General features: G+C 60.2%; 10 protein-coding genes. 7 read left to right on the plus strand and 3 right to left on the minus strand.

The genetic code is table 11. The features are described from left to right. Positions 1–45 precede the first annotated feature (45 nt). The 5 genes from LKX83_RS06035 to LKX83_RS06055 all read left to right on the plus strand — a co-directional run bounded on the left by LKX83_RS06035 (position 46) and on the right by LKX83_RS06055 (position 3,443). A complete protein-coding gene (locus tag LKX83_RS06035) occupies positions 46–477 on the plus strand; it encodes a YciI family protein (protein ID WP_227881268.1) in 432 nt (143 codons plus the stop codon). After that, the gene (locus tag LKX83_RS06040) at positions 474–1,754 is read left to right on the plus strand and encodes an RNA polymerase sigma factor (RefSeq protein ID WP_227881269.1); all 1,281 of its coding nucleotides are present in this window, start codon (positions 474–476) and stop codon (positions 1,752–1,754) included. The genes LKX83_RS06035 and LKX83_RS06040 overlap by 4 nt, the downstream gene beginning before the upstream one ends. A 149-nt stretch (positions 1,755–1,903) precedes the next feature. After that, entirely contained in the window at positions 1,904–2,302 is a 399-nt protein-coding gene (locus tag LKX83_RS06045) for a VOC family protein (protein WP_227881270.1), read from the plus strand. Between the two features lie 44 nt (positions 2,303–2,346). Then, a complete protein-coding gene (locus LKX83_RS06050) occupies positions 2,347–2,688 on the plus strand; it encodes a DUF1801 domain-containing protein (RefSeq protein WP_227881271.1) in 342 nt (113 codons plus the stop codon). Positions 2,689–3,014: 326 nt separating this feature from the next. Beyond that, positions 3,015–3,443, plus strand: a complete 429-nt coding sequence (locus tag LKX83_RS06055) for an SRPBCC family protein (protein WP_227881272.1) — start codon at positions 3,015–3,017, stop codon at positions 3,441–3,443. Between the two features lie 101 nt (positions 3,444–3,544). Here the strand turns inward: LKX83_RS06055 and LKX83_RS06060 are convergent, their stop codons facing one another. Both LKX83_RS06060 and LKX83_RS06065 read right to left on the minus strand, forming a co-directional pair. Further along, the gene (locus LKX83_RS06060) at positions 3,545–4,168 is read right to left on the minus strand and encodes a GyrI-like domain-containing protein (RefSeq protein ID WP_227881273.1); all 624 of its coding nucleotides are present in this window, start codon (positions 4,166–4,168) and stop codon (positions 3,545–3,547) included. Between the two features lie 64 nt (positions 4,169–4,232). After that, on the minus strand, positions 4,233–5,204 hold the full coding sequence (locus LKX83_RS06065) for a helix-turn-helix transcriptional regulator (protein WP_227881274.1): 972 nt from the start codon (positions 5,202–5,204) through the stop codon (positions 4,233–4,235). Positions 5,205–5,381: 177 nt separating this feature from the next. Between LKX83_RS06065 and LKX83_RS06070 the strand changes: the two genes are divergently transcribed. Next, positions 5,382–5,618, plus strand: coding sequence for a hypothetical protein (locus LKX83_RS06070; RefSeq protein WP_227881275.1), 237 nt, complete (start codon positions 5,382–5,384; stop codon positions 5,616–5,618). 27 nt (positions 5,619–5,645) lie between these two features. Further along, positions 5,646–6,770, plus strand: a complete 1,125-nt coding sequence (dnaN, locus tag LKX83_RS06075) for a DNA polymerase III subunit beta (protein WP_227881276.1) — start codon at positions 5,646–5,648, stop codon at positions 6,768–6,770. Between the two features lie 75 nt (positions 6,771–6,845). On the opposite strand, the gene LKX83_RS06080 is transcribed toward dnaN, so the two are convergent. After that, the gene (locus LKX83_RS06080) at positions 6,846–12,689 is read right to left on the minus strand and encodes an InlB B-repeat-containing protein (RefSeq protein ID WP_227881277.1); all 5,844 of its coding nucleotides are present in this window, start codon (positions 12,687–12,689) and stop codon (positions 6,846–6,848) included. Between the last annotated feature and the right edge of the window lie 244 nt (positions 12,690–12,933).

A 12,933-nucleotide genomic window follows, 5' to 3' on the forward strand; every position in this document is an offset into this window, starting at 1 on the left:
AAGTAGAAGCGCACTTACCGCCCCATTCCAAGGAGGAAATTCCCGATGAGATTCATGATGATCGTCAAAGCCACGCAAGATTCGGAAGCCGGGGTCATGCCGAGCCAGGAGCTCGTCGACGCGATGATGAAGTACAACGAGGAGTTGATGAAAGCCGGCGTGCTGCTGGCCGCCGAAGGACTGCATTCGAGCGCGGGCGCGATCCGCATCTCCTATCCGGAGGCGGGCGGCAAGGCCAAAATCGTCGACGGCCCTTTTACGGAGACGAAGGAGCTCATCGCGGGCTTCACCCTCATCGAGGTCAAGTCGCGGGAGGAAGCGATCGAGTGGGCCAAGCGGATGCCGGACCCGCACGGCTTCGGCGAAGGCGTCATCGAGCTCCGCCAGGTGATCGAGCCGCCCGAGCTGACTCCCGACGCTGAATCCCAGGCGCTGCATGCATTGATGCGACAGCAGGCGCCAACGAAGCAGCCGTGAGAACGGAGTCGACCCATCGGACGATCGACGCCATCTGGCGGATCGAATCGGCCAAGATCATCGCGGCGCTCGCCCGGATGGTGCGGGACATCGGCGTGGCGGAAGACCTGGCGCAGGACGCGCTCGTCATCGCGCTCGAGAAATGGCCGGGGACGGGCATCCCCGACAATCCCGGGGCCTGGCTCATGGCGACGGCCAAGCGCCGCGCGCTCGATCTGCTCCGGCGCAACCAGACGCTCGGCCGCAAGTACGAAGAGCTCGGCCGGACGACAAGCGACCGGCACGAGGAGGAATTCGGCGCCGGGCTCGACGGCGAGGTCGCGGACGATCTGCTGCGCCTGATCTTCACGACGTGCCACCCGGTCTTGTCGACCGAGGCGCGGGTGGCGCTGACGCTGCGGCTGCTCGGCGGACTCACGACCGAGGAGATCGCGCACGCGTATCTCGTTCCCGAGCCGACCGTCGCGCAGCGGATCGTCCGGGCCAAGAAGACGCTGTCGGCGGCACGCGTGCCATTCGAGGTGCCCGAGGGGGCCGAGCTTAGGCCCCGCCTCGCCTCGGTCCTCGAGGTCGTCTATCTCATGTTCAACGAAGGCTACGCGGCGACGGGCGGCGAGCACTGGACCCGGCCCGTGCTCTGCATGGAGGCGCTCCGGCTCGGGCGGATCCTCGCCGAGATCGCTCCGCAGGAGTCGGAGGTGCACGGCCTGGTCGCCCTGATGGAGATCCAGGCATCACGTTTGGCTACAAGGGTCACGTCGTCCGGAGAGCCGATTCTGCTCATGGACCAGAATCGGACGCTGTGGGATCAACTGCTCATCCGCCGCGGGCTTGCGGCTCTTCGCCGGGCCGAAGAGACCGGCAGCCCGCTAGGCCCTTACGCGCTGCAGGCGTCCATCTCCGCCTGCCATGCCAGGGCCCGTACGCCCGAGGAGACCGACTGGGTGCGGATCGCGGCGTTGTACGAAGCATTGGCGATGGTGGCGCCCTCGCCCGTGGTCGAGCTGAACCGGGCGGTGTCGCTCTCGATGGCGTTCGGGCCGGCGGTCGGCCTCGAGATCGTCGACGCCCTGATGGCGGAGCCTACCCTGAAGGCGTACCATCTGCTGCCGAGCGTGCGCGGCGACTTGCTGGCCAAGCTCGGCCGCAAGGCGGAGGCGTGCGAAGAGTTCAAGCGGGCCGCCGCCATGACGGGCAACGCGCGGGAGCGCGCGCTGCTGCTGAAGCGGGCGGAGGAAAACGCCGCGGCGCCGGAACAGGACGAGGATCAGAGGTAAATTCGATCGCTTCAAATCTTTTTGAAAAAAGTTTTGCGGGTCGTGTCGATCTATCGCCATCTTGTTCGTCGTGTTCATAGAGGCCGAAATGCGGAGGAACATTCGCTCCGTACGCCGCCAACCAATTCCCTGGGAAGGATGATTTGAACATGAACGCCAAGTTGACCCCGTATATCGCCTCGCAAGACGCCAGAGCCCAAGCAGACTTCTATATCCAAGCCTTGGGCGGCGAGATTCTTTCTCTAGTAACGCATGGCCAGAACCCCGGCTCCCCCGCCGAGATGTCGGACAAAGTGATGCATATGGTGCTGTCGGTTGCGGGCGGCAACATGTTGTTCCTGTCCGACGCCTTCGGGCCGACCGGTTCGGAGGGCAGCATCGCGTTCGGACTGACCTTCGGCGACGTCGAGGCGGCTCGCCAAGCGAATGCCAACCTCGGAGAAGGCGGCACGCAGAAGTATCCGTTCGAGAAGCAGGTGTGGGGCGCGTACTACGGCGAAGTCGTGGACAAGTTCGGGATCCGGTGGCAGATCGCCCAGCAAGATTGATGGACATACGGTATTCACTCTAACGGAATAAAGGAGCAGTCGTCATGAGCCAAGAAGTCGTCGAATTTATCCGGGAAGTCAAAGAGCCGTGGCAGGCCGAGCTCTGCACGCAGCTGCGGGACGTCGTCCATCAGGCGATCCCGGAGGTGCAGGAGCGCCTTCAGTACAAAAAGCCGCATTTTCTCAAAAACGGCAAGTATGCCGCCGTGATCTCCACGTCGAAGGACGCGGTCAGCTTCACGATCTTCAACGCCGCGGGGCTCGAGCTCCCGGAAGGTCAATTCGACGGCCCGCCAGAGCGCAAGACGATCAAACTCCGCCAGGGCCAGTCGGTCGATCCGGCGCAGCTCTCCGCGTGGGTGAGCCAGGCCAGCGCAGCGCTTTAAGGCCGCCGGTTCATGTAGAGGCGGCAAGAGAGAGCATTCCTTAGAGAAGGCGAGCAAGGCCATCCCCGGCGGGGATGGCCTTGATTTGTTTTGGGGAACATGCGGGTTGCAGGAAAATACTAAAGTTTTTCTAGCGGAGCCAATTTCACAAATCGTTTTCTCAAACAACAGATGAACGGAATAGGAAAGCTGTAATGGCCGACATAGCAATCCACAAGAAACGATTATATTCCTAACATGTTATCATTGGCATAAAAATAAATGATTGCAGACAGGTAAATATCAACTGCTAATAACAGTATCCAAGGTATAGAGAGGGGTAAGGCATGGCAAATATCGAGCACTTGCAAACCGTAAATGTTCCAGCGTCGAAGGTGTATGAAACGTTAACCACCGCTGAGGGACTGTCGGAAATATGGACCAATGAACTCATTATCAATAATCAAATTGGCTTTATTAATGAATTTCGATTCGGTAGCAATGACATAACCAAGATGAGAGTAGAGGAATTGATCACGAATAAAAAAGTCATGTGGCAGTGTATTGATTCAGATCCGGAATGGATTGGTACGATTATTTCCTTTGATATTGAAGCAAAGAACGGGAAGTCTTTTATTACTTTACGTCATATGAACTGGAGAGAAGTAACGCCATTTTTTCGCTCTTGCAACTACAACTGGGCTATTTTCCTTTATAGTCTCAAAACCTACTGTGAAGAGGGGGAAGGTCTCCCTTATCATAAACGTAAGTTTTAATGATCCGCCAGAGATGGCCAGCCTGCTAGTCGGACAATAACCCGGTTTAACAAGCAGAAGAACATGGTGTTCATCCATGTTCTTCTGCTTTTTGCGTGGTTTTATTTCTGTTGCTTCACCGGGAATCGAAGAATGGTCTTCATGGAAGAAGGATCGACCTTGCGCGGGTCGGACAAGTAAATTTCGTGATGCAGACCGTTTTGGACGAATGAATGCTGCTTCATAAACGAATGGATTTTCTCGATGGTATCAGGCTCCGTGCGATAAGGTCCGATATGCATCATTTGCACGCAGGCGCCTTCGTGGAGCGTTTCGAATACAACCCGATGGACCTGTTCAAGATCCTTTTTCTTCGCGATGGCGTTCGCCAGGGCGCTGTCGACGCTTTCGCGGTTCACGAAATCCGGCATGCGGATCAGAAGCTTCCAATGCCATTCTTCGCGCGGAACCTCAAGCGCATATTTGTCGGATTCCACCCACCAGAGGCCTTCCAGCTTGGGAACCGTAAAATCTTGGTTTTCCTTTTTGCAAAGGCCTTTGACTCCATAGGCTACCGTGTAAAGTGCTTCGGTTGCATTTGCAAATACAGGGCCATCCGGCGCTCCCTTATCCGCAATCGAAAGATAGGAAAGGGCGTCCAAATGCACGAGCGCTGGACGATTAGTCGCCGAATAATAAGTTTTATCGGCTTTGCTCAAATCGAGTTTGGTGGGGATCAGCTTCATTTCATAACACCTCTTTGCAGGAAGTTACCCCCATCATATACAAACTTCCCTGACAGCAAGGTTGTCAGGGAAGTGGCGGCGCATCATAATATTTTGCCAGATCCAAAGCGAGATCGGATATCGCTTTCCTCAAAATCGAAGGTTCTTGCACATGAATCTGTTTGCCGAAGGAAAGCAATAGATGCGGCATATATTTCAACATCGTATGACGATTCAAGGCGAATCTGGCTTCTCCATCGCTGCGCTCGACCAAGTAGGATTGCAGAAACCATTGATTGCATATCTGATCCAATATCGATTCGTCCCCTTGCAAATGTACGGTCATGAAATCATCCTCGGGCTCCTGCTCCCGGATCATGCGCATGAAGTAATCCTTCACCGAAAAAGGTTCCGGTTGCTGAAAGGTTTGGTCCAATAACGATATGCCGCAAATCCGGTCCGCGCGAAATACTCTAACGGCCAGCCGCAAATGGCAATAGGCGACTAAGTACCATCTGTTGAGCCGATAGAAAAGTCCGTACGGATCGAGGAGGCGGTCTTGCGGAGTGCCTCGTTCCGACTTCGCATAGGCAACCGATACTGTCGTTTTTTCGTCGACTGCTTGTTCTAAATCTCGCAATATCGACTGAAGCGGGGGATTGCGGGACGGCTCCACGATTTGCAAATTCGACGAGCGGCGTCTCAAATCTTCCAATTGAGATTCATGGAGTCGATGTTCGATTTTCTTTAACGCCCTCTCCAACGACTCCGTAAAAGGATATTCCGCCTGCCGGGCAAGCTGAGTGCCGTGCACCATGGCTTGCAGTTCCGTGGCGTCAAAAAATAACGGAAAACTCGAGAACGTGCCGGGAAGCGCGAACCCGCCTCCATGACCGGATTCGGAAATAATCGGAACGCCGCTTACGTTAAGAAGATCAATGTATCGGTAAACGGTTCGCACGCTAATCTCCAATGTTTCCGCCATTTTCTCGGCCGTCATTTTTTCATTGGCTTTCAGCATCCATAAGATAGATAGCATACCGTCCAGTTTGCCCATCGCGTACCTCGTACTTGTCCGCATTTATTTTTCGCAACACCAGTATAAGGTACTTATCTTTCTATTTCCAATTCGCCCCGAGCTTGTTGGGCATTGCCATCGTCGACGGGATCGATTACAATGAAAACAGATCAATTATGATTAAAGTAACCACAATCAAAATAGGAGACGAGCGATTTGAGCGAGAACGGCTTCCGGCTCCGCGTCGCCAACAAGGAAGGCCAGCTCGGGTTTATGGACGCGAGAGGCGGTCTTCGGGAAGGCGCCGGCCGCAAAGGCATCGGTACGACCAAGAAGGTATCCATGACGCTTGCGGACGAGCTCTGGGCCCGGTTGGACAGCTATAGCGCCGAGCACGGCCTTTCCCGCTCGGAGGCGCTTCGCCGCATTTTGGAATCTCACTTTTCGCGTTGATCGATTTCCGGAGAGCAGGTGAGGCTATTGTTCGTACGAATCGCCAAAGCATCGCTCGCGCGCGCCTTGCAGGATGTCGCCAGGGCCGTGTCCCCGAACCATCCGAATCCGCTTCTCACCGGCATCTATTTGGAAGCTTCGGCTGACGGGCTTCACTTGAAAGCCAGCAATACGAGCCTTTCCGTCGAATGCCGCGTTCCCCCGGATGACGACCAGACCGTGAGGGAGACGGGTCGTATCGTCGTACCCGCGCGTCATTTGATCGAGATCGCGCGCAGGCTGCCATCGGAGCCGGCAACGCTGGCGGTGCGGGAGTCCTGCCTATTGACGATTGAAGCAGGCAGCGCGAAGTTCCGGCTTTGCGGGATGGATGCGGAGCTGTTTCCCGTGTGGAACGATGAGATCGCGACAGACGACGCGATCCTCATGCGCCGCTGTGATTTGAAGTCGGTCATCCGGCAGGTGGCAGGCATCGCCTCGGTTTCCGAGTCCCGGCCGATCTTGACGGGCGTCCGGTTCGATCGGGACGAAGCCGGTCTTCGGTTTGTCGCGACGGACGGCGTCCGGCTCGCCGCGCGCACGCTGCCGTATGGCGGCAATCCGGCCATAAGGCCTCCCGTGACGATCCCCGCGCGGAATTTGCATGACATCGCGAGGATGCTGCCCGACGACGAGGAGCTGGCGGAGATCACGATGGGTAGCCGCCGGTTGAACGTCCGGACGGACCGGCTGCATATCCAAACGTCGCTCCTCGAGGGCGCTTATCCGTCCGTTCAGCGGTTCATTCCTCAGGGCTACCTGTCGGAAGCCATCGTCCAAACGGCAAGCCTGCTGGAGGCGGCGGAACGCATCGCCGCGCTCGCGAACGACAGCATCGCGAGCCTGGCCGCCGGGCAAACGGGGAAGCTGGCGCTGTCTTCCCGGCAAGCGGAGATCGGAGAGGCGCAGGACGAAGTAGCCGTCGAGTCATCCACGGGGGATCCGTTTGCCATGTCGCTCAACGGCCCCTATCTCGTCCAGCTTCTGCGCGTCCTCGATTGCGAGCGGGTCCGACTTCGCTATGCGGGACCGATGCGTCCGCTGGTTTTGCAGCCGGCCGAAGCCCCGGCGTCCGCGCTGTACCTTATCGCGCCCGTTCGGACGGCGATTTGACAGCGGATTCCGCCGCAAATCAAATAGGCAGCCCCGGTAAACGGGGCTGCCTATTTGCGCAGTCAAGCCGCAAGCTTATTTTTGGGTCATAGACCCCATCAGGTTAAGCAGAACGTTGACCGCTTCCGCCCGCGTCATCTTGCCGGACGGGTCGAAACGGTTCGCCCCTTTGCCCTCGGCCAAGCCCAGCTTCCGAAGGGCGCTCACCGCTCCCTTCGCCCAGGCCGGGATGTCCTTGTCGTCCGCGAAGCCGGTCTCCGCGTTAGCCTCGAGAGGCCGCCCGAGCGCGTTCGCGATCATCGCGGCCATCTCGGCGCGCGAGACGGCGGCTCCGGGACGGAAACTCCCGTCTTCGAAGCCCCGGAGAATGCCGGCTTGGACGGCTTGCGCCACCGCGTCCTTCGCCCAGGATCCGATCTTGTCTTGGTCCGAGAAATTAAGGCTGTCGGCTTCTCCATGGAGCTTCAACGCCTTCGCCAGCATGACGGCGAATTCCGCGCGCGTCACGGTCTGGTTCGGTTTGAAGGTGCCGTTCGCGTAGCCGGAGACGAACCCGGCATCGACGGCCTTCCGAATCTTCGCTTCGGCCCAATGGCCGGATACGTCGCCGAACTTCGGCCCGGCCTTCGGCGCGTCCGCGCGTTCGACGGCGAACACCGCGAACAACCCCGTTCGCTCCGTCTCCGCGGAGATGCGGTTGCCGCTCGTCTTGGCGCCCGCCAGCTTCAGCCAAGTGCGGCTGGCTTCGTCATAGTAGAACAGCCCGGGCTCCTGATTGCTCTTCAAGCGGTCCGGTTGGAAGGCCAGGGTCACCGTCGCCGGCTTGGAAAACCGCTCGCCGGCCCCATTGCTGCCGTCGCGACGGATCGCATACACCGGGCTCAGGAGCGTTTGCCCCGATGCGGCGGGTACAGGCGCATCCGTCGCCTCCTCAAGCGTCAGCTTCACTTCGCGGTCGGCGGCGCCGGCCGGAAGGGAGAAGCTCGCTCGGTCTCCCAGGCTGACGATCCCCGCGCGGCCCGCGGGCAGGGTCAACTGTCCGCGATCCGAGACGATCGGGCTGTCCGGACCGGCCGATGGACCGTTCCCTCCGCCGCCACCGCTGCCGGTACTCCCGCTGTTGGCGGAAGCGCGATAGACATTCACGGTGTACGTTTTCGTCGTGCCGTCGCGCGCCGTCACTTCGATCTCGATGCTATTTTGCCCTACGGCCAGAGAGAGCTCGCCGCTCGTCTCGCCAACGCCGCTCTGCTGCCCGCCCACGCGGACCGACGCTCGCGGATCGGAGGCCGCGGCCTTGACGGTCAGGCTGGACACGCTGTTCGCCACGCTGGCCGCGTACGAAGTCGTTCCCGGCGCAAAGGCCGGGCTGAGCGCCCCGCTGGAGAGCGTGATAGCACTCAGATCCGCGTCGCTGCCCGAGAAGCGGTACGCGTTGATCGTGTACACGTTCACCGTACCGTCCTCGGCCGTGACGCCGATCAAGATTGGGTTCGGCCCAAAAGACAGATCGGAGGCTTGGTAACGGTACACCGATCCCGCCACCGACTGGTAGACGGCGCCCGATACGGATACTGCCTGAGTCGCCTCGTCATAGGCGAACGAGAAGTCCAGTCCGGAGACTTCGTAATCGAGTCTCAAATCGTAGTTCAGATTCCGCGGGGAGAAGGCGGGCGCCAGCGATCCTTGTTCGACGGAGAGATCGAAGAGCATGGCGTTGTTGCTGAGCCATTGCGCGTACAGCGTCTTGCCTTCCGTCCCCATGACGAACGACTCTCCCGCGCCGTAGCGCGTCCCGCTGCCGTTCGCCGCCGTGTTCCAGCCCGCGAACGTGTACCCCGTCTTGGTCATTCCGTTGGAATTGCCCTGTACGGTCACCGAACTGCCGTAGGCATAATCGCCGGCGTCCGGCACGCGGCCGCCGTTGCTGCCGTTGCCCTCGTAGAAGACGGGATACAGATTGACCGTCCATACCGCATACAGCGTCACGCCGGCTGCGCCGAGCGTGAAGGCATCGCCCGGCGCGTAGCCGGACCCGCTGCCGTCGGCTTTTGTATTCCAGCCGGCAAACGTATGGCCGATTCGCGACAAGCCGCCGGCGATGCCGAGCACCGTGACGGTCGTCTCGTAGTCGAAGCTGCCGCCCTCCGGCGCTTCGCCGGACGTCTCGCCGTTGCCGTCGTACGCGACCGTGTAGCTGTTGATGCGCCACTGGGCATACAGCGTGACGTCCTCCGCGCCGATCCGGAACGTTTCGCCTTCCGCGTAGGACGCTCCGCTGCCGTCCGCGGCGGTATTCCAGCCGTCGAACGTATAGCCGGTCCGCTCCAAGTCGCCGAAATTTTCCTGCACGATTACGTTTGTGTTGTAGACATGGCTGCCGCCTGCGGGCGCTTCCCCGCCGGTACTGCCGTTGCCGTCGTAGACGACGCGATAGCTGTTGATCGTCCACTGCGCATACAGCGTAACATCGTCCGCCCCGATCGCGAACGTATCCGCTTCGGCGTAGGCCGTCCCGCTGCCGTCCGCCTTCGTATTCCATCCAGCGAACGTATAGCCGGTTCGGACCAGGCTGCCGGAGTTGCCGGACACGGCGACCGTCGCGCCGTAGTCGTGCTCCTCGTCGGCCGGCGGGGTGCCGCCGGTGCTGCCGTTGCCGTCGTAGGCGACGCGATAGCTGTTGATCGCCCACTGCGCGTATAGCGTCACGTCATCGGCCGGCATCGCAAAGCGTTCTCCCGCCGCATATGGCGTGCCGTTGCCGTCCGCCTTCGTATTCCAGCCGGCGAACGAATAGCCGGTCAGGGAGAGCGAGCCGACATTGCCGGACACGGTGACCGACGTATCGTAGTCGTGGCCTTCGTCGGCCGGCGGGGTGCCGCCGTTGCCGCCGTTGCCGTCATAGGAGACCGTGTATCGGTTGACGGTCCATTTGGCGTACAGCGTCACGTCTCCCGCCCCGATGCGCAAGACGCCGGATTCGCCGTACGTCGCGCCGCTGCCATCCGCTTTTGTGTTCCAGCCGGAGAACGTATAGCCGGTCCGGACCAACTGGCCGGGATTGCCGGCGACCTGCACGTCGGTATCGTAGACATGGCTGCTACCGGCGGGCGCTTCGCCGCCGGTGCTGCCGTTGCCGTCATAGGCGACGCGATAGCTGTTGATCGCCCACTGCGCGTGCAGCATCACGTTGGCCGCGCCGATGGTGAACGTGTCCCCGGCACCGTAACGCGCACCGCTGCCGTCCGCCGCCGTATTCCAGGACTCGAACGTATGGCCCGTCTTTTCCAGGCTGCCTTGGCTCGGCACCGTCACGCTCGTGCCGTAGTCGTAGTAACTGACCGCCGGTGCGCTGCCGCCCGTACTGCCGTTGCCCGCGTATGCGACCGAGTAGCTGTTGACCGCCCACTTCGCGTACAACGTCACGTCGGCAGCTCCGACGGTTAGCGTTGCGCCGGCGCCATAGCTCGTGCCGCTGCCGTTCGCCGCCGTATTCCAACCGGCGAACGTATAGCCTGTCCGAACCAGCAGGCCGGAATTGCCCGGCACCGCGACGCTCTCGCCGTAGAGATGGCTGCCGCTGGCAGGCGCGCTGCCGCCCGTGCTGCCGTTGCCGTCATAAGCGACCGTGTAGCTGTTCGGCGACCACTTCGCATACAGCGTCACGCCTGCCGCACCCATCGCGAAAGTGTCGCCCGGGCCGTAACTCGTGCCGCTGCCGTCCGCCTTCGTATTCCAGCCCGCGAACGAATGGCCGGTCTTGACCAGATTGCCGGTGTTACCCGCGACAGGGACGTTCGTGCTGTAATCGTAGCTGCCGCCCGTCGGCACGCTGCCGCCCGTGCTGCCGTTGCCGTCGTAGGCGACGGCGTAGCTGTTGGCCTTCCACTTCGCGTAGAGCTGCGTGTCTCCGGTGATCGGCGTCGTGAACGCGTACGGCGCCGACAGGCCGCTGTCCGCATACCAGCCGTCGAAGGTGTAGCCCGTCTTCGTCGGCGCAGCCGGCTCGGATGCCGTGCTGCCATACGTACTCGTCTGGCTGCCCACTGCCGATCCTCCGTTGCTGTTGAAGCTGACCGTGTAGCTGTTGGCCTTCCACTTCGCGTACAGCGTCACGCCTGCCGCGCCCATGACGAAGGTGCTGCCGGGCGCATAGCTCGTGCCGCCCCCGCCGGCCGCCGTGTTCCACCCGTCGAAGGCGTGGCCGGTTTTGACGAGATTGCCGGTATTGCCGGCAACGGTCACGCTCGATTGGTATTCGTAGCTGGCATCCGCGGGCGCGGTGCCGCCGGTGCTGCCGTTGCCGTCATAGTGCAGGGGGAAGCTGCCCAGCTTCCACTGCGCGTAGAGCGTCACATCGCCCTCGCCCATCTTGAACGAGTCTCCCGCCGCATAGCCGGTACCGCTGCCGTTCGCCGCGGTATTCCACCCGTTCCATACATAGCCGGTCTTGGCGAGATTGCCGGTGTTCCCCGCTACGTTGACGTTGGTATCGTAGGTATAGCTGCCGCTGGCGGGTACGCTGCCGCCGGTGCTGCCATTGCCATTGTAGGCGACCGTATAGTTTGCGAGGACCCATTTCGCGTACAAGATCGCGCCGGACGATCCGAGCGCGAACGTATCCCCTGCTCGGTAGACCGTCCCGCTGCCGTCCGACGCGAGCGTCCAACCGTCCAGCGCGTAGCCCGTTTTTTGCAGATTGCCGGTATTGGCGAGCACTTTCACGCTTGCGTTGTTGTCGTAGCCGGCGCCGTCGACCGGAACGGTTCCGCTCGTGCTGCCGTTGCCGTCGTAGGCGACGGCGTTCTTGAGCGTGATGACCGTCGCTTTCCAACCCTTGCCCCGATCTTGGAAGGCGACATACGGAACGCCGTCTTGAAAGGCCAAGGACGTGTACCACGCGCCATCGGCGAAGTAGGCGTCGCCTCCGACGAACTCCCATCCGCTGCCGTTAAATTTTCGGATTTCGGCTTTGCCGGAATAGGTTTGATAGGCGATATAGGGCATGCCGTTGTCGAAGACGAGGGCGTTAAACGTCGACTCCTCCGACGAAAAGCCGGCATTGCCAACCATTTGCCAGCCCCCGTCGTAGACCATCACCGAAGTGCGGCGGCCGTTTGCGCTGTCCTGGAAGGCCATATACGGCTTGCCGTTATAGAAGGCCACGGAGATTTCGCTAGCCTGGCCTGGCGTGAACCCCTTGCTGCCTAGCGTCGACCAGTTGCTTCCGTTAAACATCGACACCGAGCCTCTGGACGCGGCGTCTACCGAATCCCGGTAACCCGCGTAGACGTTGCCATTGTTGACGGCGATCGAGACGTAGTTTGCCTGATTTCCCGAGAAGGGGCCGCCTCCGACGGTATCCCAGCCGCTCCCGTTGAACTTTTTGACCACGCCTCTATAAGAGATGGTTTGATCCTGATAGCCTACATAAATCGAGCCGTTGTCGATGTACAGCGAGGCAAAATCGGAAGAGCCCGAAGACACGCTGCCCCCGCCGACGCCCGTCCAGGTATTGCCGCTTAGTGTCATGATGGTGGTCTTGGCGCCGTTTCCGGCATCCACAAAGGCGACATAGGGCGTTCCGTTCCAAAATTTCAAGACGATGTACGTCGCGGCGCCGGCGGAAAATCCGCCATTGCCGACGAGTGTCCATCCGCTGCCGTCATACTTCATCACCGTCGCCTTCCTGCCATTGCTCCAGTCGGCGAACGCGACATAAGGCGTCCCGTCGGAGAACGCCAGCGAGGTATAGCCGACTTGTCCCGGCGAAAATCCGGTGCTGCCGACCGTGCTCCACTTTTTGAGCTCGGCGGCGTAGGCAGGCTTGGCCTCGAGGGCCAGCCATCCCGGGATCCCCCCGACGGCTAACAGCAGCGCGAGCAGCAGCATTCTGGTTCTTTTCCAGCTCCAGCTCATGTTCGATCCTCCCGTTCTTCTATCGGTCGCTCTTCTTTCCTCCTTCGGTTCCCGACATCGATGCGGTTCATAGGAGTATGCATGGTCTCACCTCGTTTTTCATCGGATCGGCAAGATTTTTTTTGTCCATGCTCAGCATACCGTTCGCATATGAGAACAAAACTGAAAAGAAAGCGCTTCATGTCAGGTTTGGGGCAAAAAAAGTCGGAGGATGCATAGAAATGGTGGAATTTCTGCAAGCTTG

The sequence above is a fragment of the Cohnella baijiui genome (genome assembly GCF_020731285.1).
GTDB lineage: Bacteria > Bacillota > Bacilli > Paenibacillales > Paenibacillaceae > Cohnella.

What these genes read in the sequence shown, in the direction of transcription:
- LKX83_RS06055 (WP_227881272.1), top strand. Translation starts at nt 3,015, where the DNA reads ATGGCAAATATCGAGCACTTGCAAACCGTAAATGTTCCAGCGTCGAAG.
- LKX83_RS06035 (WP_227881268.1), top strand. Translation starts at nt 46, where the DNA reads ATGAGATTCATGATGATCGTCAAAGCCACGCAAGATTCGGAAGCCGGG.
- LKX83_RS06045 (WP_227881270.1), top strand. Translation starts at nt 1,904, where the DNA reads ATGAACGCCAAGTTGACCCCGTATATCGCCTCGCAAGACGCCAGAGCC.
- LKX83_RS06080 (WP_227881277.1), bottom strand. Translation starts at nt 12,689, where the DNA reads ATGAGCTGGAGCTGGAAAAGAACCAGAATGCTGCTGCTCGCGCTGCTG.
- LKX83_RS06065 (WP_227881274.1), bottom strand. Translation starts at nt 5,204, where the DNA reads ATGGGCAAACTGGACGGTATGCTATCTATCTTATGGATGCTGAAAGCC.
- LKX83_RS06060 (WP_227881273.1), bottom strand. Translation starts at nt 4,168, where the DNA reads ATGAAGCTGATCCCCACCAAACTCGATTTGAGCAAAGCCGATAAAACT.
- LKX83_RS06050 (WP_227881271.1), top strand. Translation starts at nt 2,347, where the DNA reads ATGAGCCAAGAAGTCGTCGAATTTATCCGGGAAGTCAAAGAGCCGTGG.